Source organism: Polaromonas sp. P1_H6 (genome assembly GCF_056405195.1).
In genome coordinates this window covers 79,263-97,361 of record NZ_JBFUCN010000005.1, presented here as the reverse complement: position 1 = coordinate 97,361, position 18,099 = coordinate 79,263, and the positions used below count along the sequence as shown (strand labels likewise).

The following is an 18,099-nucleotide window of genomic DNA, read 5'->3' as shown; positions in this document are numbered from 1 at the left end:
CTGATCTAAATTGAAAGGAAGCACCATGGGCCTACACGCACAAGTCACACACATCGACCTGACCATCCGCCACGCCGCAGCCAAGCAGATGCGCCAGGATCTGGGGGCGCAGGGCCTGCTGGATGCGGCCACCACCTCGGCGGCCGACTACCTTGCCCAACAGTTCTGCGAAGTCACCAGCAGCCGGTCGGGGCTGCGCATCACCAACATCAGCTGGGACCAAATCGACGAAGACCTGTATGCGCTGCTGGACCGGCTCGCGCCCTACGTGCGCAGCGGCGGCTTCGTCAAATTCGGCGGCGAGGACAGCACCTGGGCCATGGCGCTGTACGAGCAGCAGGCGCTGCTGCCCCTGGGTGAATTGCTGTCGTTCAAGAAAAAGCCCCAGGAGGTGGCGGTTTCGAGTGAGTGGGGCGACAGTGGCCATGACGGCAACACCCTGGTGCACGATGCTACCGCTACCGAGGAGAAACTCAAGGACTTCTGGTACTGGCGCCACGGCGTGCTGATGCTGGCCCTGAAGGTGGCCTATCTCGGTGAGAGCCTGGGGCACCTCAAGAGCCTCAATAAGAAGGTCGTGGGCGATGTGCACGGCCTGTGCGGCAACGCGCACGACTTCCTGACCGGAGAGAGGACGCTGAGCAAGTCCCAGGTCAACTCGTTTGCCGACGATGCACCACCTTATGCAAAGCGGCTGCTGGACGTCATGACCACCATCCAGAACCGGCCTGACGCCCAGGAACTGTCGATCTGGTGGCGCGCTCACAAGTGAGGCCTACAGGGATTCACGCATATCTGGGTCCACCCGAGAGCGTCAGATTCTCGGCAAGCCTGCGTTTTATCTCACTCATGAAAGACTAGAAGATGCAAGATTTCAGCGCGGAGATCCTGTTCAAGGCGGAAGCAGATGCGGAATCCTTTGACCAGAGAGTCGTTGCACAACTCGGTGCGACGGACTCGTATTTTGACAAGGTGCTTCAAAGCCTGGGCGCATCGCTGCCCGGCGCGCGCAATGAGTTCTCCGTGGAGCGCTTTCGGCGCTATCGGAATGTAGTGAGCGTGCAGTTTTATGCTGGGAATCGCTCGGAATACAGGCCCATTCTTTCGGCCCTTTTCCAACTCGGCGCGCACATGGTCAAACTGCATGTCGGAGCCGACGACTACAACGAGGTCGAACTCTATGCGGATGGAAAACAGACCAAGAAGAAAGCTATCTTTCTCAAAGAGTTTCAGTCCATTGCGCTACCTGACCCGACTTCGGACTTCCAGCGGGCGCTCGCCAACAGGAACTTCAAGCGTGCCGAAGCTCTGATCCCTCAGATTGACGTGGCCAGAGTAACGCTTGACGACGAGATTCTCGAAGGCTTGATGCTCCGGGAGGCATCCACTATTGCACTGTATTTAATCGAACAAGGCGTCATTCGTGAAAATCGCCGTATTGGACAGTATCCCGCGCCACTCACGATCCGTGCGGCATATTGGTGCAACCTGCCAGTGTTGAAAGCGCTCTGTGCTCTGGGATTCGACCCCTATGAAACCAACACCGACGGCGAAACTGTATTGCACATTGTCCTGTCATCAGCAGAATTCGAAGCCATCGAAACCTGCCGGTGGGTCGTTGAGAGGTGCAAGAGCAACCTGAATCCCGTCACCCAGTGCGGCAGCCCCATTTGGCACTCGTTTGAGAGTGACGGATATTCCTTGCTCGCACGGATTTTCAGGGAGCAGGGTGCGCTGTTGATCGCGCCTGAAGGGTTCTATGAAAACCTGTCGCGTGATGAAGTCGTGGTCGAGTCCGCGAAGCACAACGACGTTGATACCCTGAAGACACAATACCAAGATCAGGATAGGGTGGCTGTTCTCTGCACCGCCGTGGAGCACGCTGCACTGGATGTGATTGTGTGGATGAATGACCGGCAATCGATAGACTGGTTTTCCGAGGTCAAAAGCGTCAATGGGCGTAGCGATGACCCTCCCCTCCCGCTGTACGAGCAGCCGTTTCAGTCGTGGGACGGAGGGAACACCGATCTTGTATTCCTTGACCACCTGATTAACGAGATTGCGTCCAGCGTGGAAGCACTGGACCGGGTTGCAGTTTATATCTCGGGCCGCAGCGAAACAGCTCCGCTGCTGAGAAAGCTCCATCAATTGGGCTCCACCTTGGGGCAAGTGACGCTCTGCAACGGCGATTCGATTTTCCCGTTGTGGCGAGCGATGACGGAAGGTCGCGTTGACAATGCCAGGACGCTGCTGGAACTGGGCGCGCCTATACCGGACGAGGTAGGCGGCGAGCCATTGGCGGAGACATTCGCTGAGCAGGCCATGAACTATCGCGATGACGTTGATCCGGCGGCCTGGGAGGCTCTTTTCAAGCAATACGGCTTGTTGTAGGCGTCAACAGTTATTCACTCGAAGTGATGGGGCCTGAGCGGCTCCATCAGCCAACCACGCAGGAACAGGTTTCCACATGTCCGAGCAGTTCACCGTCAAGATAAAAATCGCCAGCGCGGAGAAGCCCGCGCGCGAGTTCATCGCCAAGTTGGCCTCGGCACTTGGTGAGGATGACTATGCCGCCGTGCGGCAGATAGTTACCGTGGCACTCAATGGCGCACCGAGCAGCAAAAAAGAGGCGCACGCGTTAGTCGCCGCGCTGCTGCTGCCGTGCTCGGAATACGGCCCTGCCGGAGTTCCATTTCTGGATGCGGTATGCGGCGCTCTGGAAGATGCCAGCGCGTACCTGCAGGTCAGCGGTAGCAAGAAGCTCAGCGTCGAGCTGGGTGGCACGGACAACGGCACGGCCGACGCGGCGGCCTACCTGTTGGCACTGCTGCACAGCCTGCCTGTGGATGGCTTGGAAGCGGCCGGCAAGGGCTTCACGTGGATGGCCAAATGGGTTTGCGATGCGCAGGGGGTTTTGCAAACCGCGTCGTATGAGCCGCTGGATGAGGGCCAGAGAATTGATCCCAAGGCGGACGAAAAGCTGCGCCGCAAGGTTCAAAAAGAGAACAAGGCATTCCTCAGCACACCTTTGCGCGGGCTCGTGGATGCCTTGCCTGCCGATCTTCCCATGGGCCTCATCGATGCCGTTGGTTTGGACCAGATGCTGGGGCACACCTATGCGGAATTGATAAGCCACATTGCGGCCCTGCCCGATTGGACTGGCCATGAGTTTCGGGTTGGCATAGAGGGAAAAGTATTGACGGCGCGTGACCTGGACGATCAGTTGCGCATCAATATATGGAACGCGCCAGGCAACAAACAGAGCCTTGAATTGGAGCTGCGCACCGAACTCCCGGAAGCGCGCATGCACAAGCACTTCACGGACTTACTGCGCGAGCTTGGATACAACCAAGACCTGAGTGAGATTGGCTGGTTTGATTGGGAGTCCAGCGGTATCAACGTGAATGTACGACTTCATGACTGGATTTTCGAACTGCACGTGATACGTCATGCCTAGGAGTCTGGGCGGCAGCTCCTGGCCCGAGGGGCCCTTTGCTGGCTGTATATCTGGAATCGTTTGCGGGCCCGTACCCGTTTTATTACCTTAGGAGAAAACCATGTCATCGATCTTGTCAAAAACCGTAGACGCCGCAAACAAGTTAATTAAAGCGCCGAGCCAGGAGGAATTGAGAGAGCTTTGGCCAAGCACCAGTGAAGTTCATTTAGCGGCTGAAATTTATGGCGAGTGGATTGATCAGAAAAGTGTCAAAGGATTCATGGAGGTCGTGATCAAGCTCCATGCGGATGGAACCGGCACTTATTTCCATTCAAGGAGGGCTGGCATGGGCGCGTGGCCTTTCAAGTATTCCGTTGAAAGCTCGGTCCTGACGATGGCGCTGGAGGCCGTAGACAGTGAGGGCATTAGATACAAGCATCTGGATGCCCGACTTTTTGAGAAGAAGCTTTTGTTGAACGATAACGGTGACGTTTCTGTTTATGTATTGAAAGGTGACTAGTTGATGTTTGGTTGCTGGGGTACCCAAACGGTTTCGCCTTTGCCTAAACCGACATCCCCCCAGACACCTCAATCACCGCCCCATTGACATAACTGGCCTCGTCGCTGGCGAGGAAGGCGTAGACATTGGCGATCTCTTCGGGCTGGCCCAGTCGCTTGAGGGGCACGTGGGCTTCCATCTCTTTGAGGACTTTCTCTGGAATGGTGTCCAGGATGTGCGTGGCGACAAAACCCGGCGCGACGGCGTTGACGCGAACGCCCTTGGGGCCCAGTTCGCGGCTCCAGGTTTTGGTGAAACCGATCACGCCGAATTTGCTGGCGGCGTAGTTGGTCTGGCCGAAGTTGCCATAGATGCCGACGACGGAGCTTGCGTTGAGGATCACGCCGCTGCCCTGGGCCACCATGGTGTCGGCCACGGCTTGTGCGCAATGGAAGACGCCGCGCAGGTTCACGTCGATCACCTTGTCGAACTGCTCCAGCGTCATTTTCTGCAAGCGCGCGTCCTGGGTGATACCGGCATTGTTGACCAGCACATCGATGCGGCCGAACTGGTCTTTGACCTTGCCGACCACGGCGTCGACCATGGCGCGCTGGGTCACGTCCATCACATAACCGACGGCCTGGGCCCCCAGGGCCTGGCATTGTTTGACGGCGTCGTCGACGCCGGCCTGCCTGACGTCGCAGACGATGACGGTGGCGCCTTCCTTCGCGAACTTGAGGGCGGTGGCCAGGCCTATGCCCTGGGCGGCGCCGGTGATGAGGCTGATCTTGTTGTGGAGTCTTGGCATGAAATGGAGAAAGTTGAGGTGAATGGGAGAGGGGGAGTGAGGCCGCTCAATATACCGGCTGGTGTTTGCGTATCGCGTCCTTGACCGCGTCGCTCAGCGTAAAGCCGGGCCCGAATTTAGCGGCCAGTTCCGCGCAGTGCCGGGCAAAAGCCTCAAGCCCCATGCCATAGATGAACTGCATGGCGCCGCCGGTCCAGGCCGGGAAGCCTATGCCGAAGATGGAGCCTATGTTGGCGTCGTGCACCGTGGTGAGCACGCCTTCGCTGAGGCAACGGGCGGTCTCCACGGCCTGGCGATAGAGCAGCCTGTCCTTGAGTTCCTCGATATTCCAGGCAGCGCCGGGCTTCTCGAACAAAGGCTTGAGTTCGGGCCACAGCTGTTTCTTCGCACCGGGCTCTGGCGGGTAGTCGTAGAAACCACCGCCGGCCGCGCGGCCGGGGCGATGCAATTCCTTGACCATGCGCTCGACCAGCAGTTCGCCGGGCGTGGCGGTGTAGGTTTTGCCTTCGGCGCTGAAGTCGGTGCGGGTCTGGTCCAGCACGTGCACGCTCAGCGAGAGCGCGGTTTCATCGAGCACGGCCAGCGGGCCCACGGGCATGCCGGCCTGGATGCCGGCGTTCTCGATGGCGGCGGCGGGAATGCCTTCGCCCAGCATGGCCGCGCCTTCCATCACAAAGGTGCCGAAGGTGCGGCTGGTGTAAAAGCCGCGCGAGTCGTTGACGACGATGGGGATCTTACCCAGGGCCTGCACATAGTCAAAGGCGCGGGCCACGGTCTCGTCGTCGGTCTGCTGGCCGCGGATGATCTCGACCAGCTTCATCCTGTCGACCGGGCTGAAGAAGTGGATGCCGATGAACTTCTCAGGCCGGTCGCTGGCCGTGGCCAGGCTGGAGATGGGCAGGGTCGAGGTGTTGGAGGCAAAGAAGCCGCCGGGCGCGAGCAGGGGTTCTGCCTCCTGCGTGACCTTGGCCTTGAGGTCGCGGCGCTCGAACACGGCTTCGATGATGAGCTCGCAGCCGGCCAGGTCGACGGCCAGGCCGGTCGCGCTGATGCGCGCGAGCAGGGCGCTTTGTTCGGCGGCCGTCATGCGGCCTTTCTCGACGCGCGGCGCGGTGATCTTGCTGCTGTAGGCCTTGCCGGCCTCTGCCTTGTCCTGGCTCACGTCCTTGAGCACGGTTGCGATGCCCCGGCTGGCCTGCGCGTAGGCGATGCCCGCGCCCATCATGCCGGCGCCCAGGATGCCGACCTTGTTGGGCCGGAACTTGGGCACGCGCGGCGGGCGCGACTGCCCGCTCTTGATGGCGTTCATGTTGAAGAAGAAGGTGTTGATCATGGCCTTGGCGTTCGTGCCGGTCATGAGCCTGGCGAGGTAGCGGCTCTCGATGCGCAAGGCTGTCTCGAGGTCCACCTGTGTGCCTTCGACCATGCAGGCCAGGATGGCCTCGGGCGCCGGGTAAAGGCCGCGCGTCTGCTTCTTGAGCATGGCGGGCGCGACGCTGAGGGCCGCGGCGATCTTGGGGTTGGCGGGTGTGCCACCGGGGATTTTGTAGTCCTTGGCTTCCCAGGGGTGTTGCGCCTGCGGGTTGGCGGCCAGCCACGCCAGGGCCCTGGCGCGCAGCGCGCCGGCGTCGGCCACCAGTTCATGCACCAGGCCCAGCTCCAGTGCCTGGCGCGGATTGAAGGTCTTGCCTTCGACCAGGTAGGGCTGCGCGCCCATCAGGCCCAGGTGGCGCGTCATCTTGGTCACCCCGCTGGCGCCTGGCAGCAGGCCCAGTGTCACCTCGGGCAGGCCGAACTGTGTCTTGCTGTCGTCCACCGCCACGCGGTAGTGGCCGACCAGCGCCACCTCCCAGCCGCCGCCCAGCGCCGTGCCATTGAGGCAGCTGGCGACAGGGATGCCCAGGGTTTCGAGCGTGCGGAAGTTTTTCTTGACGCGCTCGACTTCGGCATAGGCTTTGGGCGCGTCGGCGGGCGTGAGGCGCATGACCGCCTTCAGGTCGGCGCCGGCAAAGAAGGTGGATTTGGCGGAGGCGAGGATGATGCCTTTGAGGCCGGCTTTGTCTTTCACCACCTGGGCGGTGACTTCGCTGAGGTCGTCTTGCCATTGCCGGCACATGGTATTGACGGGGGAGCCGGGCTCGTCGAAGGTGATGGTGGCGATGCCGCCTTCGATCTGGTACTGGATGGTCTTCATGGCGTTCAGATTCTTTCCACAATGGTCGCAATGCCCATGCCGCCACCCACGCACAAGGTGGCCAAGCCGTAGCGCAGCTTGCGCCTGTGCAGTTCATCAACCAGCGTGCCCAGGATCATCGCGCCGGTGGCGCCCAACGGGTGGCCCATGGCGATGGCGCCGCCGTTCACGTTGACCTTGTCGTGCGGCACCTTCATCTCTTTCATGAAGCGCATCACCACGGCGGCAAAGGCCTCGTTGACTTCGAACAAATCGATCTGGTCCACCGTGAGGCCGGCCTTGGCCAGGGCCTTGCGCGTGGCGGGCATGGGCCCGGTCAGCATGATGGTCGGGTCGGCGCCGCTGAGCGCTGCGGCCACGATGCGGGCGCGCGGCTTCAGGCCGTGGGTCTTGCCGGCGGCTTCCGAGCCGACCAGCACGGCGGCCGCGCCGTCGACGATGCCGGATGAGTTGCCGGCATGGTGCACATGGTGGATGCGTGCTACCTGCGGGTAGCGCTGCAAGGCCACGGCGTCAAAACCCATGGCGCCCAGCTGGTCGAAGGCGGGCTTGAGCGAGGCCAGGCCTTCGAGTGTGGTCTGCGGTTTGATGAATTCGTCTTCGCCGAGGATGGTCTGGCCCAGGAAGTCTTTCACCGGCACGACCGAATTCGCGAAATAGCCGGCGGCGCGGGCTTTGGTGGCGCGCTGCTGGCTTTCGAGGGCGAAGGCATCAACGTCGGCGCGGCTGAAGCCTTCGAGCGTGGCGATCAGGTCGGCGCCTATGCCCTGGGGCACGAACAGCGTGGCGCTGTTGGTTTCCGGGTCCTGCGCCCAGGCGCCGCCGTCGGCGCCGATCGGCACGCGGCTCATGCTCTCCACGCCGCCGGCCACCACCAGCTCTTCCCAGCCGGAGCGCACTTTCTGCGCGGCCATGTTCACGGCCTCCAGGCCCGAGGCGCAAAAGCGGTTGATCTGCACGCCGGAGGCGCGGAAGTCCCAGCCGGCCTTGAGCGCGGCCACCTTGGCGATGACCGCGCCCTGTTCGCCGACCGGCGAGACCACGCCCATCACCACGTCGTCGACGGCGGCGGTGTCAAAGCCGTTGCGCTGCTGCAGCTCGGCCAGCACGCCGGCCAGCAGGTTGACGGGCTTGACCTCGTGCAGGCTGCCGTCTTTTTTGCCCTTGCCGCGCGGTGTGCGGATGGCGTCGTAGATAAAGGCTTCGGTGCTCATGGCTTTCCTCGGGAAGGCAGGGATGATGGGGATGCGGGAGGGGAGGCTGTTGAAGTATATTCATTTCACAAAGCGGACGCTTTGTATAAATACTTCCCCAGCCTTATCCCTCAGCCTTACCCAGGTGACACCATGATCGAACGCACCCTCTTCAGCACCGACCACGAAGCCTTTCGCGACGCCTTCCGGCGCTTCATGGACAAGGAAATCGCGCCCTTCCACGAGCAATGGGAGGAGCAGGGCTACGTGGACCGCAAGGTCTGGAACAAGGCCGGCGAGAACGGCTTTTTGTGCATGACCATGCCCGAGGAATACGGCGGTTCGGGCGCGGACAAGCTGTATTCGGTGATCCAGATGGAGGAACTGGGCCGCGGCGGTTTCTCGGGCATTGGCTACAGCTTGCACAGCGAGATCGTCGCGCCCTACATCCTGCATTACGGCACCGAGGCGCAGAAACAGAAGTACCTGCCGAAGCTGGCCAGCGGCGAGATGGTGGGCGCCATTGCCATGAGCGAGCCCGCGGCCGGCTCGGACCTGCAGGGCGTGAAAACCACGGCCTTGAAGCAGCCCGACGGCAGCTATCTGCTCAACGGCAGCAAGACCTTCATCACCAACGGCTGGCATGCCGACCTGGTCATCGTGGTGGCCAAGACCAACCCGGCGGCCGGCGCCAAGGGCACCAGCCTGATGCTGGTGGAGCGCGGCATGCCGGGCTTTGAAACCGGCAAGCGGCTCAAAAAGCTGGGCCTGAAGGCACAGGACACCTCGGAGCTGTTCTTCACCGACGTGAAGGTACCGGCGGAAAACCTGCTGGGCGGCGAGGCGCATGAGAACCGCGGTTTTATCTGCCTGATGGAGCAGCTGCCCTGGGAGCGCCTGCAGATCGCCATCACGGCGGTGGCTTCGGCGCAGGCGGCAATCGACTGGACGCTGGCCTATGTGAAAGAGCGCAAGGTCTTCGGCCAGCCGGTGGCCAGCTACCAGAACACACGCTACACGCTGGCCGAACTGCAGACCGAGGTTCAGGTGGCGCGCGTGTTTGTCGATAAATGCGTGGAGCTCGTGGCGCAGGACAAGCTGGACACCGCGACCGCCAGCATGGCCAAGTACTGGTGCAGCGACCTGCAGTGCAAGGTGATGGACGAATGCGTGCAGCTTTTCGGCGGCTACGGCTACATGTGGGAGTACCCGATCACGCGCGCTTATGCCGACGCGCGCGTGCAGCGCATTTACGGCGGCACCAACGAAATCATGAAAGAGGTGATTTCGCGGGCCATGGGACTGGGCGCGAAGTAGCGCCCGGTTTTAAATGGCCTAAGAGCCGCTCTTACAAGTGCCGCGTCTCCGCAGGGGTGTTCCACCAGGCGTTGTTGCGCCCATCCGAGTAGTTGACGGGTGCGTCGATGAGCTCGGCCGGCTCGGCGTTGTCCAGGGCGGCGATGTTGATGGAGACATAGTCGCCGCCAATCTGCTCGATATATCCCCGGCCGAAAGGCCGCACGCCGCAGTGCTTGCAAAACAAATGATGGCCGCTTTTGGTGCCGAACTGGTAGTCGCTCAGTTCGCTCTCGCCGGCCAGCAGGCGGAAGGCGTCCGGCTTGATGATGGTGCCCCAGTTGCGGGTCTTGGTGCAGATGGAGCAGTTGCAGCGGCCGGTGCCCTTGCCGAGGTCGATGTCGGCTTCAAAACGGACGGCGCCGCAGTGGCAGCTTCCGGTGTAGGTTTTCAGCATGGCGGGAGTTCCTTTCAGGCGGGCGGGTGTATGGGTGGGCTGGATATGACAGAATGTTGTCATGTCTGGAAGTATAGTTAAACGACAGCATGCTGTCAAATTAAGAGTTGCCAACGAAGCGGTAGAGCGCACGCCGGCCGCCAACACCCTGAGCTGGCTGGTGGTGCAGGTGATGCAGCTCAACGGCCTGTTGATTGCGGCAGGTGACGCGCTGGCCGCGCCTGCCGGGCAGACTTCGTCACGCTGGCAGGTGCTGGCTGCGGTGGAGGACGCGCCGCTGTCAGTGGCGCAGATCGCGCGCGCCATGAACCTCACGCGGCAAAGCGTGCAGCGCGTGGCGGATTTGCTGGTGGAGGGCGGGCTCTGCGCCTATGAAGACAATCCGGCCCACGCGCGCGCCAAACTGCTGCGGCTTACGCCCAAAGGCGGCAAGGCGTTGCAGGCCATACAGGCCGGCCAGAAAGTATGGGCCAATGCCTTGGCTTCGGGGATGGATGAGGCCCAGCTGCTCGCGGCGAGCGCTGTGCTGGGCCAATTGCAGCGGGCCTTGATGGCGCAGGAAGCGCCGCAGGAATAGCCGCCGCCTGGGTTCAAGCGGATGCGTTGGTTGAGGAGGCGCTGTGCTGTCGACGTAACATGATGAGCGAAGATGAGGCCTAAGCTATTGAAAAACACAGGGATTTACCTCCCTTCTTAACCGTATGTCCACCTTCATGGTATTTTTAAATTGCGCCCGAAGTCTATGCTTGTCCTTGGTAATGCTTGTGGTGCTTCAGGGTTGTGAAAACCCGGAGTATTGGACCTTCAAGGAAGAGGTTGTCCTAAACACTGGGCAGCGCGTTCTAGTGGATCGAAAGCTGCGGCGCAACAACGTGTGGCCGCACATCAGTGCTGACGGGTACCGCTCCATCGTCGATGAGCGGTTGACACAATCCACTTTGCGCATTGAATGGCGCACAGACCTGGAGTCTCACGCGCGAGGCTATGGACGGCCGCTCTCAATTGGTTTTTTTAAGGGCAGCATCTACTTGATTGTTGGGAAAGCCCAATCAGAAGACTACTGCAGAGCGAACCCCGCTGCGTATAACGTTGCAGTTTTCAAGCAACTAGCGGTTGGTTGGGAAGAGGTTGAGCAGTCAAGTGAAATTCTGTCCGAACTCACACAAAATCTATTGACGGCACTTGAATGGGGGGAGTCGAGCGAACCAAAGCCGAAGACTCTTTCCGTTACGGAGAAAGCCATACGAGGCGGACATCCGGTTTCTGATGTCCGTACCCTTAAGCAATATCTTGATTCTGAGACCTGGACGAAGTGCAGGACCACACTGAAACCGTCTGACGTTTCACGGCCGGCCAGCTCCTCCCAGGGATCTTAAATCGCCACTTCATTGCCACCGTATTTCGACCCAACGTGACCGGCGATTCCGGGATCGTGACCGGGAGAGTTATGGCATGTGACAAAACTGGCAGGAGGTGTCTCGGTCAACAGGGACGAATCGGCTCATCGGGTCAGGCTCTCGTTTGGACTACAGAGCTTGTCCCGAATACCCTCATCGTCCGGAAGAGCCGGGAGGAACTAAAGCCGACAGATTCCTAGGACGGATCTTTGCTGCGCGTGCGGCTCACGGCGCTGAAGATGCCTATGCCCAGGAAGATCAACGCGCCTATGCCGATGTAGAGATGCGGCACACCGGCTTCCACGGCGCCCCAGATGACGCCGGCCAGGAAGATCACGAACCCGAGCATGTACAGCGCAAAAGACATTTTCTTCTCCAGAAATGCAGTGCTTTCACTGTGCGCGCCGGGCGCGTGGCGCCTTATCGGGGAAAAGCGCCGATGCGTGTCAGCGCAGGCCTACCGGGCGCAGGCTGGCTCGCCCGAGGTGCGCGGCGCCTGGAGCAGCGCTGGGTCCCGCGCAGGCTGGCCGTTGCCCGCAAGGCGGCCGGTCGGATGCATGGGGCGCAGGTACTGGTGCAGCACCATGGCGGCGGCACCCACCGCGGAGGCCAGCAAGCCATAACGCGCGACGCGCACCGTGGGAGCGGCGACGCCGGCAGCGGTGGCGTAGTTTTGCAGCGTCTCCTGGGCAACCTTCACCATGTCGGGAAAATGGTGGCATGACGAGCCGCCCACCACCAGCACGCTGGGATCGAAGGTGGTCCACAGGTTTTGCAGCAGCACGCCCAGGTAGTGCCCTGACCGTTCGACATTCGCCAGCTGGCCCAGGGCGCCTGAACCGATGAAGGTCTCCGCGCACCCGCGCCGTCCGCAGGAGCAAGGGGGACCGTCGAGTTCCAGAACGCTGTGGCCGATCTCGCCGGCCATGCCCCGCATGCCGGTGAACAAGCGGTCGTTGAGCACGATGCCCGCGCCCACGCCGACATCACAGCTCACAAAAATCAGCGAGTCCTTGCCGTCGTTTTCGGAAAACTCGTATTCGCTCAGCGCGGCGGTGTCGGCTTCGTTTTGTACGTGCACCGGTACCGGGGGCAGGCCCGCATGCACCAATGCCTGGGTGATCTGCGGCAAAAAGTCGACGTTGCGCCAGCCAAGGTTGGGGGCAAAGCGGACCACGCCGGTGGCCTCGTCAAACGCGCCGGGCAGGCCGATGCCGATACCCGAGAGTTGCGCGCCGCGCGACACCAGCTGCTCCTGGGCCGTCACCGTGAGCTGGGCGATCCGGCTGCAGACGTCCTGCGGCCGGGTGCTGCGCAAAGGCTCCTGCGTTGACCACAGCACCTGCCCCAGCAGCGACACGCTGGCTACCCGCAAGGTATCGACCGCCACTTCCACGCCAATCAGGCCGCGCGACCGGCAGTCGATTTGCAGGGGAGTGGAGGGCCGCCCGACGCCATTGGCGGCGGCCATGCTGATTTCACTGAGCCAGCCTTCGTCGATGAGTTCGCGCACCAGCAGGCTGACGGTCGACTTGGTCAAGCCGCTGTAGTTGGCCAGTTGCGCGCGCGAGCGGCCCGGCTGGTTGCGCAGCAGGCGCATCAGCACGCTGCGATTGATGCGCTTGACGAGCTGCTGGTCACCTGTGGTTTTCATGGCCGTTGGCATGGTTCAGTCGATGCGGTGGGGCGCCTGCGCGCGTCCTTCCGGCTGCTTGCCGGCGATGATCATGCCGAGGATCTGGTCTTCGTTCAGGTCGGCCGTGCGGTAAGTGCCGACCATGCGGCCGTTTTTCATCACCGAGAGGCGGTCGCTGAGCGAAAAGACATCCTGCATGTCGTGCGTGATCAGGAAAATGCCCACGCCTTCGGCCTTGAGCTGGAGCACCAGCCTGGCCACCATGGCGGACTCCTCCGGGCCCAGGGCGGCGCAGGGTTCGTCCATGACCAGGATGCGGGCATTGAAATAGATGGCGCGCGAGATTGCCACCACCTGGCGCTGCCCGCCCGACAGGCGCCGCACCGGGGTATGGATGTTGGTGAAGTTCTTGTTCAGGCGGCCGAACACCTTGCGTGCCTGAGCCTCCATGAAGTAGTCGTCCAGGGTGTTCCACGCCGTCATTTTTTCGCGGCCCAGGAACAGGTTGGCCACGGCATCCAGGTTGTCGGCGAGGGCCAGCGTCTGGTAGATGGTTTCGATGCCCTGCTGCTGCGCATCGGCCGGGCTCCGCAGATTCACTTTCTGCCCCATCACATGGATCTCGCCCGAATCGATCGGGAAAGCGCCGGCCAGCATTTTCATCAGCGTTGATTTGCCGGCGCCGTTGTGGCCCAGCACGGCGACAACCTCGCCGGCGTACAGGTTCAGGTTCACGCCGTCCACGGCATGGACGCCGCCAAAGGCCTTGCGGATGTCCTTGAATTCGACCAGGGGTTCAGTGGTGGCTTGGGTGGTTTGCATGGTTTGCATGTCAGCTTTCCTGCACCCACTTGCGATAGAGCACGTCGAAGACTACCGCGACAATCAGCACCTGCCCGATGATGATCATGCGTTTTCCGATGGAGACATCCAGCAGCAGCATGCCGCTATCGAGCGACTGCATGATGAGCGCGCCAAGCACCGAGCCGATGATGGTGCCGCTGCCGCCGGCCAGCGCGGTACCGCCGATCACGGCGGCGGCAATGACGAACAGTTCCATACCGGTGCCCAGCGAATTGGTGCCAGCGTTCAGGCGGGCCACCGACACGATGGCCGCGATGGTGATGAGCACGCCAAGCAGGGCAAACAGCATGAGCGTGACCCGCTTGACCGGGATGCCGACCAGCACCGCGGCATCGGGGTTGCCACCCATGGCGTAGACATAGCGGCCGAAACGGGTCCGTTGGGAGATGAAGGACATCACCACCGCCACGGCTGCCCAGATCAGCACCGGGATCGGGATACCCTGGGGCGCGTCCTTGTTGGGGACCAGGTAGCTGTTCATGGCCGCGGCAAATGCGGTCAGCAGGAGCACAGGTGCGGCCACCAGCAATACGTCCACCCATACGGGCTGGTTGGGCATCTCGTGGCGTGTGGAGGCGCGGCGGCGCAACAGCATGCGAAGCACCAGCACCAGGCTGACGCATGCGGTCAGGACCCAGGTGGCGGTCACCCCGATGCCGCCGTCATAGCCGCCGCCGAGTTGCAAAAATATTTCGTCGCTGACGGGCTGGGTCTTGCCGTCGGCCACCAGAAAGGCCGCGCCGCGCAGGGACATCAAGCCCCCCAGCGTGACCACAAAAGACGGAACGCCCAGCATGGCCGTCAGCCACCCCTGGTACACCGACACCACCAGCGCCGCGGCCAGCCCGGCGAGTGACGCCGCCGGCCAGGACCATCCCAGGGTGTATTGAAGATAGGCGATGAGGACGCCGACAAAACCGATCACCGAGCCGACCGACAGGTCGATATGCCGTGCCACGATGATCAGGACCATGACGGTGGACACGATGCCCACCACGGCGGTTTGCTGGGCGATGTTGTAGAGGTTTTCAGGCGACAGGAAAATGCCGCCCGACAGGGCCTGGAATACGCCCGCCAGGACGGCGAGCACGCACCCCATGAATACCAGCCGCCAGTCGACGGCGGCGTTGTGCAGGAATCGGGCAGGAAGTTGCATGGTCTTGAGGGTGCAGTGCTCCCCGGCAACCCGCGGGCCGGTTGCCTTGCCTGCTTGCGCAGGACGGGGAGCAGGTGGTTGAAAGCTGTGTTACTTGCTTACTTGCAGGCGGCAACGTTGCCGGTGACTCCCTTGCAGAGTTCCTCTTTTTTGATCCAGCCGGCCTTCACCACCACGTCAAGGTTGTCGCGGGTGACAGGCACGGGCTTGAGGAATTGAGCCTGCAGGGCCACCTTTTTCTCGCCACCGTTCCAGGAGGTCGCGCCTTCGACTTTTTTGCCGGCGCCCAGGCTGACGGCCGCGCTGGCCGCCTGTTTGCCGAGGTCGCGCGCATCTTTCCATACCGACACGGTCTGGGTGCCCAGGGCCACGCGGTTCAGGGCGGCAAAGTCGCCGTCCTGGCCCGACACCGGCACACCCTTGAGGCCCTTGGAACTCAGCGCCGCCACGACACCGCCGGCGGTGCCGTCATTGGAGGCGACCACGGCATCGACCTTGCCGCCGTTCTTGGTCAGGATCTGCTCCATGTTTTTCTGCGCGACTTCGGGTTTCCAGCCTTCGGTGTATTCCTCGCCCACGATCTTGATGTCGCCTTTCTTGACGGCGGCGTCAATGATTTCCTGCTGGCCCTCGCGCAGGAAATTGGCATTCGGGTCGGTGGGGGAGCCCTTGATCATCACGTAGTTGCCCTTGGGCTTGGCCTGGAACACGGCACGCGCCTGCATGCGGCCGACTTCCTTGTTGTCGAAGGTGATGTAGAACACGCCGGGCGCCTCGATCAGGCGGTCGTAGGCGATGACCGGCACTTTTTGCTTGGTAGCTTTGTTCACGGCGGGCAGGATGGCGTCCTTGTCCATGGCCAGCACGATCAGGACCTTGGCGCCCTTGGCCATCAGCCCGTCAATGTCCGCCAGTTGTTTTTCGGGAGAGCCGGCGGCATCCGCGCTGATGTACTTGGCGCCCAGCTTTTCAAGCTGCGTCTTGATGGCGGTCTCGTCGGTTTTCCAGCGTTCCTCCTGGAAGTTGGACCAGCTGACGCCCACCGTCACCTGCGCAAATGCGCCGGCGGCGGCCAGGCTGAGTGCCATTGCAGTAAGAGATGCTTTTAATTTCATTTGTGTCTCCGATGGTTCTGCCCAGATCAGGCATGTGGTTTTTAAAACTCAACTGAATCCCGGTCATCGTTCCGCTGCAAACGCAGCACTTTGCAATTAGTTTGAACGACGCACTAATTATGTGGAGGCTGAAAAATTCCGCGTCTAGGGAGAAACCCCCGGCATGCGAGGCTGCATGGGCGTTTTGGAAAGTTTCTGTAATGCCAAGGTGCTAAGCGGCCGGTTCTCTTGCGAAAAACCTGCGCTTCAGGGGGCGGCAAGCGGCTCGCCGCACCGTGCTTGATAGCCCAGCCGGCCAGTGCGGGCAGGGTGGGATGTGAGCATTTGTCAATCGTCATACGTTTACCATGGTTCACCCTAGTGCCCCGGGATGGCAATTGTTCTAGAGTCAGCGGCTTCGCAAGGCAGCTTGCCTGCCGCGTGAATGACTTCAGTGAGTGACTTCAAAAACACACGGGTCCCTCCCGTGCCATCCAAGGAGACATCGATGCTCGCCCCTTCCCGTCGTTCCTTTGTTGCACGCGCCGCCGGCGCAGCGGCCTGCCTGGCACTGGCTGCCGCCGCGCTTCCGGTTGCCGCGCAGGGCTACCCGAGCCGCCCGGTGACGCTGATCGTGCCCTGGGGCGCGGGCGGCGGCACGGATGCCACGGCCCGCATCGTGGGAAGCCTGCTCGAAAAAGAACTCGGCCAGCCGGTCACCGTGGTCAACCGCACCGGCGGCAACGGCGTGGTGGGCCATGCCGCCATCGCCTCGGCTCCCGCGGACGGCTACACCATCGGCATGGCCACGGTCGAGATCAGCATGATGCACTGGCAAGGCCTGACCGAGCTCTCCGGTGCGTCCTACACGCCGCTGGGCCTGGTCAATGCCGACCCGGCCGGCGTGCAGGTGCGGGCGGATGCGCCGTATAAAACCATCAACGACCTGCTGGCCGCCGTCAAGGCCAACCCCGGCAAGTTCAAGGCGTCCGGGACCGGGCAGGGCGGTATCTGGCACCTGGCCATCGCGGGCATGCTGCGCGACCAGAAAATCGACCCGGCCGCGGTGCCCTGGGTTCCCAGCAACGGCGCGGCCCCGGGCCTGCAGGACATGATCGCCGGCGGTGTCGAGATCGCGCCGGTGTCGCTGCCAGAAGCGCGCTCGCTGATCGATGCCGGCAAGGTCAAAAGCCTGGTGATCATGAACGACAAGCCCTCGGCGCTGTACCCGAACGTGCCCACGCTCAAGGCCGCGACCGGCAGCGACTGGACCATGGCCGCGTGGCGCGGCATCGTCGCGCCCAAGGGCATACCAGCAGAGGCGCGCGACAAGATCAGTGGGGCCCTCAGGAAGATCGTGGCCAGCAAGGAGTACACCGATTTCATGGCGACCCGCGGCTTCGGCGTGATCTACGCGGGACCCGACGATTTCGCCAAATTCATGGCCAAGTCGGATGCCGAACTCGGCGCGACGATGAAGGCCGTGGGCATCGCCAAGTAAGCCGCCTTGCGGCGCGGCATTTCCAACGCGCGGAAGCCGGAGGGCTTGCCCTTCCCGGTTTCCGGCCCGACCCGAAAGCCTTCGCATGAAAATCAATGACGCCTTCTTCGGGCTGGTCCTGGCCATCCTCGGAGCGCTGGTCCTCTTCACGGTCAAGTCCTACCCGACGATCCCGGGCCAGCAGGTGGGCCCCGCCTTGTTTCCCGGACTGGTCGCCACCAGCATTCTTGTCTGCGGCCTGGTCCTGATCGTGCGCGGCTGGCGTGCGCGCAAGGCAGCGCCCTGGGTGCTGCCCGGCGACTGGACGCGGTCCCCGCGGCATGTGGCGGGCTTTGTGCTGCTGGTGGCTTCGGTGCTGTTTTACATCTTCGCGGTAGAAAAGCTGGGCTTTCTGCCCACGGCCACGCTCATCCTCTGGGCCATGTTCTGCGTGTTGCGCGTGCCCCTGGGCAAATCGCTGCTGGTCGCCGCGGTCACCACGCTGGTCATTCACTTCATGTTTTACAAGCTGCTGCGTGTGCCGCTGCCGTGGGGCATTCTTGTCAACTACAGCTGGTAGGCCGCGCCC

Annotated in this window: 18 protein-coding genes; 9 read left to right on the top strand and 9 right to left on the bottom strand. The window is 62.1% G+C overall.

Translation table 11 applies throughout. The features are described from left to right. Positions 1 to 25: 25 nt before the first annotated feature. The 4 genes from AC1D1F_RS06595 to AC1D1F_RS06580 all read left to right on the top strand — a co-directional run bounded on the left by AC1D1F_RS06595 (position 26) and on the right by AC1D1F_RS06580 (position 3,956). A complete protein-coding gene (locus AC1D1F_RS06595) occupies positions 26 to 772 on the top strand; it encodes a hypothetical protein (RefSeq protein WP_477678545.1) in 747 nt (248 codons plus the stop codon). 92 nt (positions 773 to 864) lie between these two features. After that, the gene (locus tag AC1D1F_RS06590) at positions 865 to 2,391 is read left to right on the top strand and encodes an ankyrin repeat domain-containing protein (RefSeq protein WP_477696409.1); all 1,527 of its coding nucleotides are present in this window, start codon (positions 865 to 867) and stop codon (positions 2,389 to 2,391) included. A gap of 76 nt (positions 2,392 to 2,467) precedes the next feature. After that, positions 2,468 to 3,457, top strand: a complete 990-nt coding sequence (locus tag AC1D1F_RS06585; protein ID WP_477678548.1) for a hypothetical protein — start codon at positions 2,468 to 2,470, stop codon at positions 3,455 to 3,457. Positions 3,458 to 3,557: 100 nt separating this feature from the next. Further along, positions 3,558 to 3,956, top strand: coding sequence for a hypothetical protein (locus AC1D1F_RS06580; RefSeq protein ID WP_477696408.1), 399 nt, complete (start codon positions 3,558 to 3,560; stop codon positions 3,954 to 3,956). Positions 3,957 to 3,999: 43 nt separating this feature from the next. Here the strand turns inward: AC1D1F_RS06580 and fabG are convergent, their stop codons facing one another. The 3 genes from fabG to AC1D1F_RS06565 are packed head-to-tail and all read right to left on the bottom strand — an operon-like array spanning position 4,000 to position 8,151. After that, positions 4,000 to 4,743 carry a 3-oxoacyl-ACP reductase FabG gene (fabG, locus tag AC1D1F_RS06575; protein ID WP_477678550.1) on the bottom strand — a complete coding sequence of 248 codons (744 nt, stop codon included), beginning with the start codon at positions 4,741 to 4,743 and terminating at the stop codon, positions 4,000 to 4,002. Positions 4,744 to 4,789: 46 nt separating this feature from the next. Then, positions 4,790 to 6,937, bottom strand: coding sequence for a 3-hydroxyacyl-CoA dehydrogenase NAD-binding domain-containing protein (locus tag AC1D1F_RS06570; RefSeq protein ID WP_477696407.1), 2,148 nt, complete (start codon positions 6,935 to 6,937; stop codon positions 4,790 to 4,792). 5 nt (positions 6,938 to 6,942) lie between these two features. Beyond that, positions 6,943 to 8,151: an acetyl-CoA C-acetyltransferase gene (locus AC1D1F_RS06565; RefSeq protein WP_477696406.1), complete on the bottom strand. Its 1,209-nt coding sequence runs from the start codon at positions 8,149 to 8,151 to the stop codon at positions 6,943 to 6,945. A 132-nt stretch (positions 8,152 to 8,283) separates the two neighbouring features. Between AC1D1F_RS06565 and AC1D1F_RS06560 the strand changes: the two genes are divergently transcribed. Next, the gene (locus AC1D1F_RS06560; protein WP_477696405.1) at positions 8,284 to 9,447 is read left to right on the top strand and encodes an acyl-CoA dehydrogenase family protein; all 1,164 of its coding nucleotides are present in this window, start codon (positions 8,284 to 8,286) and stop codon (positions 9,445 to 9,447) included. A 31-nt stretch (positions 9,448 to 9,478) separates the two neighbouring features. Here the strand turns inward: AC1D1F_RS06560 and AC1D1F_RS06555 are convergent, their stop codons facing one another. Beyond that, a complete protein-coding gene (locus tag AC1D1F_RS06555; protein ID WP_477675358.1) occupies positions 9,479 to 9,883 on the bottom strand; it encodes a GFA family protein in 405 nt (134 codons plus the stop codon). 61 nt (positions 9,884 to 9,944) lie between these two features. On the opposite strand from AC1D1F_RS06555, the gene AC1D1F_RS06550 reads away from it, so the two are divergent. Both AC1D1F_RS06550 and AC1D1F_RS06545 read left to right on the top strand, forming a co-directional pair. Next, positions 9,945 to 10,460, top strand: coding sequence for a MarR family winged helix-turn-helix transcriptional regulator (locus tag AC1D1F_RS06550; RefSeq protein WP_477675359.1), 516 nt, complete (start codon positions 9,945 to 9,947; stop codon positions 10,458 to 10,460). Positions 10,461 to 10,584: 124 nt separating this feature from the next. Further along, complete coding sequence (locus tag AC1D1F_RS06545; protein ID WP_477675360.1) at positions 10,585 to 11,259, top strand: hypothetical protein; 675 nt, start codon at positions 10,585 to 10,587, stop codon at positions 11,257 to 11,259. A 217-nt stretch (positions 11,260 to 11,476) separates the two neighbouring features. On the opposite strand, the gene AC1D1F_RS06540 is transcribed toward AC1D1F_RS06545, so the two are convergent. The 5 genes from AC1D1F_RS06540 to xylF all read right to left on the bottom strand — a co-directional run bounded on the left by AC1D1F_RS06540 (position 11,477) and on the right by xylF (position 16,051). Next, positions 11,477 to 11,647: a hypothetical protein gene (locus tag AC1D1F_RS06540; protein ID WP_175456022.1), complete on the bottom strand. Its 171-nt coding sequence runs from the start codon at positions 11,645 to 11,647 to the stop codon at positions 11,477 to 11,479. 90 nt (positions 11,648 to 11,737) lie between these two features. Beyond that, positions 11,738 to 12,934 carry an ROK family protein gene (locus AC1D1F_RS06535; protein ID WP_477675361.1) on the bottom strand — a complete coding sequence of 399 codons (1,197 nt, stop codon included), beginning with the start codon at positions 12,932 to 12,934 and terminating at the stop codon, positions 11,738 to 11,740. Positions 12,935 to 12,949: 15 nt separating this feature from the next. Further along, a complete protein-coding gene (locus tag AC1D1F_RS06530; RefSeq protein WP_477675362.1) occupies positions 12,950 to 13,747 on the bottom strand; it encodes an ATP-binding cassette domain-containing protein in 798 nt (265 codons plus the stop codon). Position 13,748: 1 nt separating this feature from the next. Further along, positions 13,749 to 14,936 (bottom strand): sugar ABC transporter permease, encoded by a 1,188-nt coding sequence (locus tag AC1D1F_RS06525; protein WP_477675363.1) that lies wholly within the window; start codon positions 14,934 to 14,936, stop codon positions 13,749 to 13,751. 98 nt (positions 14,937 to 15,034) lie between these two features. Beyond that, positions 15,035 to 16,051, bottom strand: coding sequence for a D-xylose ABC transporter substrate-binding protein (gene xylF, locus AC1D1F_RS06520; protein ID WP_477675364.1), 1,017 nt, complete (start codon positions 16,049 to 16,051; stop codon positions 15,035 to 15,037). Positions 16,052 to 16,538: 487 nt separating this feature from the next. Between xylF and AC1D1F_RS06515 the strand changes: the two genes are divergently transcribed. Continuing rightward, on the top strand, positions 16,539 to 17,531 hold the full coding sequence (locus tag AC1D1F_RS06515) for a tripartite tricarboxylate transporter substrate binding protein (protein ID WP_477675365.1): 993 nt from the start codon (positions 16,539 to 16,541) through the stop codon (positions 17,529 to 17,531). A gap of 85 nt (positions 17,532 to 17,616) precedes the next feature. After that, positions 17,617 to 18,090 (top strand): tripartite tricarboxylate transporter TctB family protein, encoded by a 474-nt coding sequence (locus AC1D1F_RS06510; protein WP_477675366.1) that lies wholly within the window; start codon positions 17,617 to 17,619, stop codon positions 18,088 to 18,090. The last annotated feature ends 9 nt before the right edge of the window (positions 18,091 to 18,099 follow it).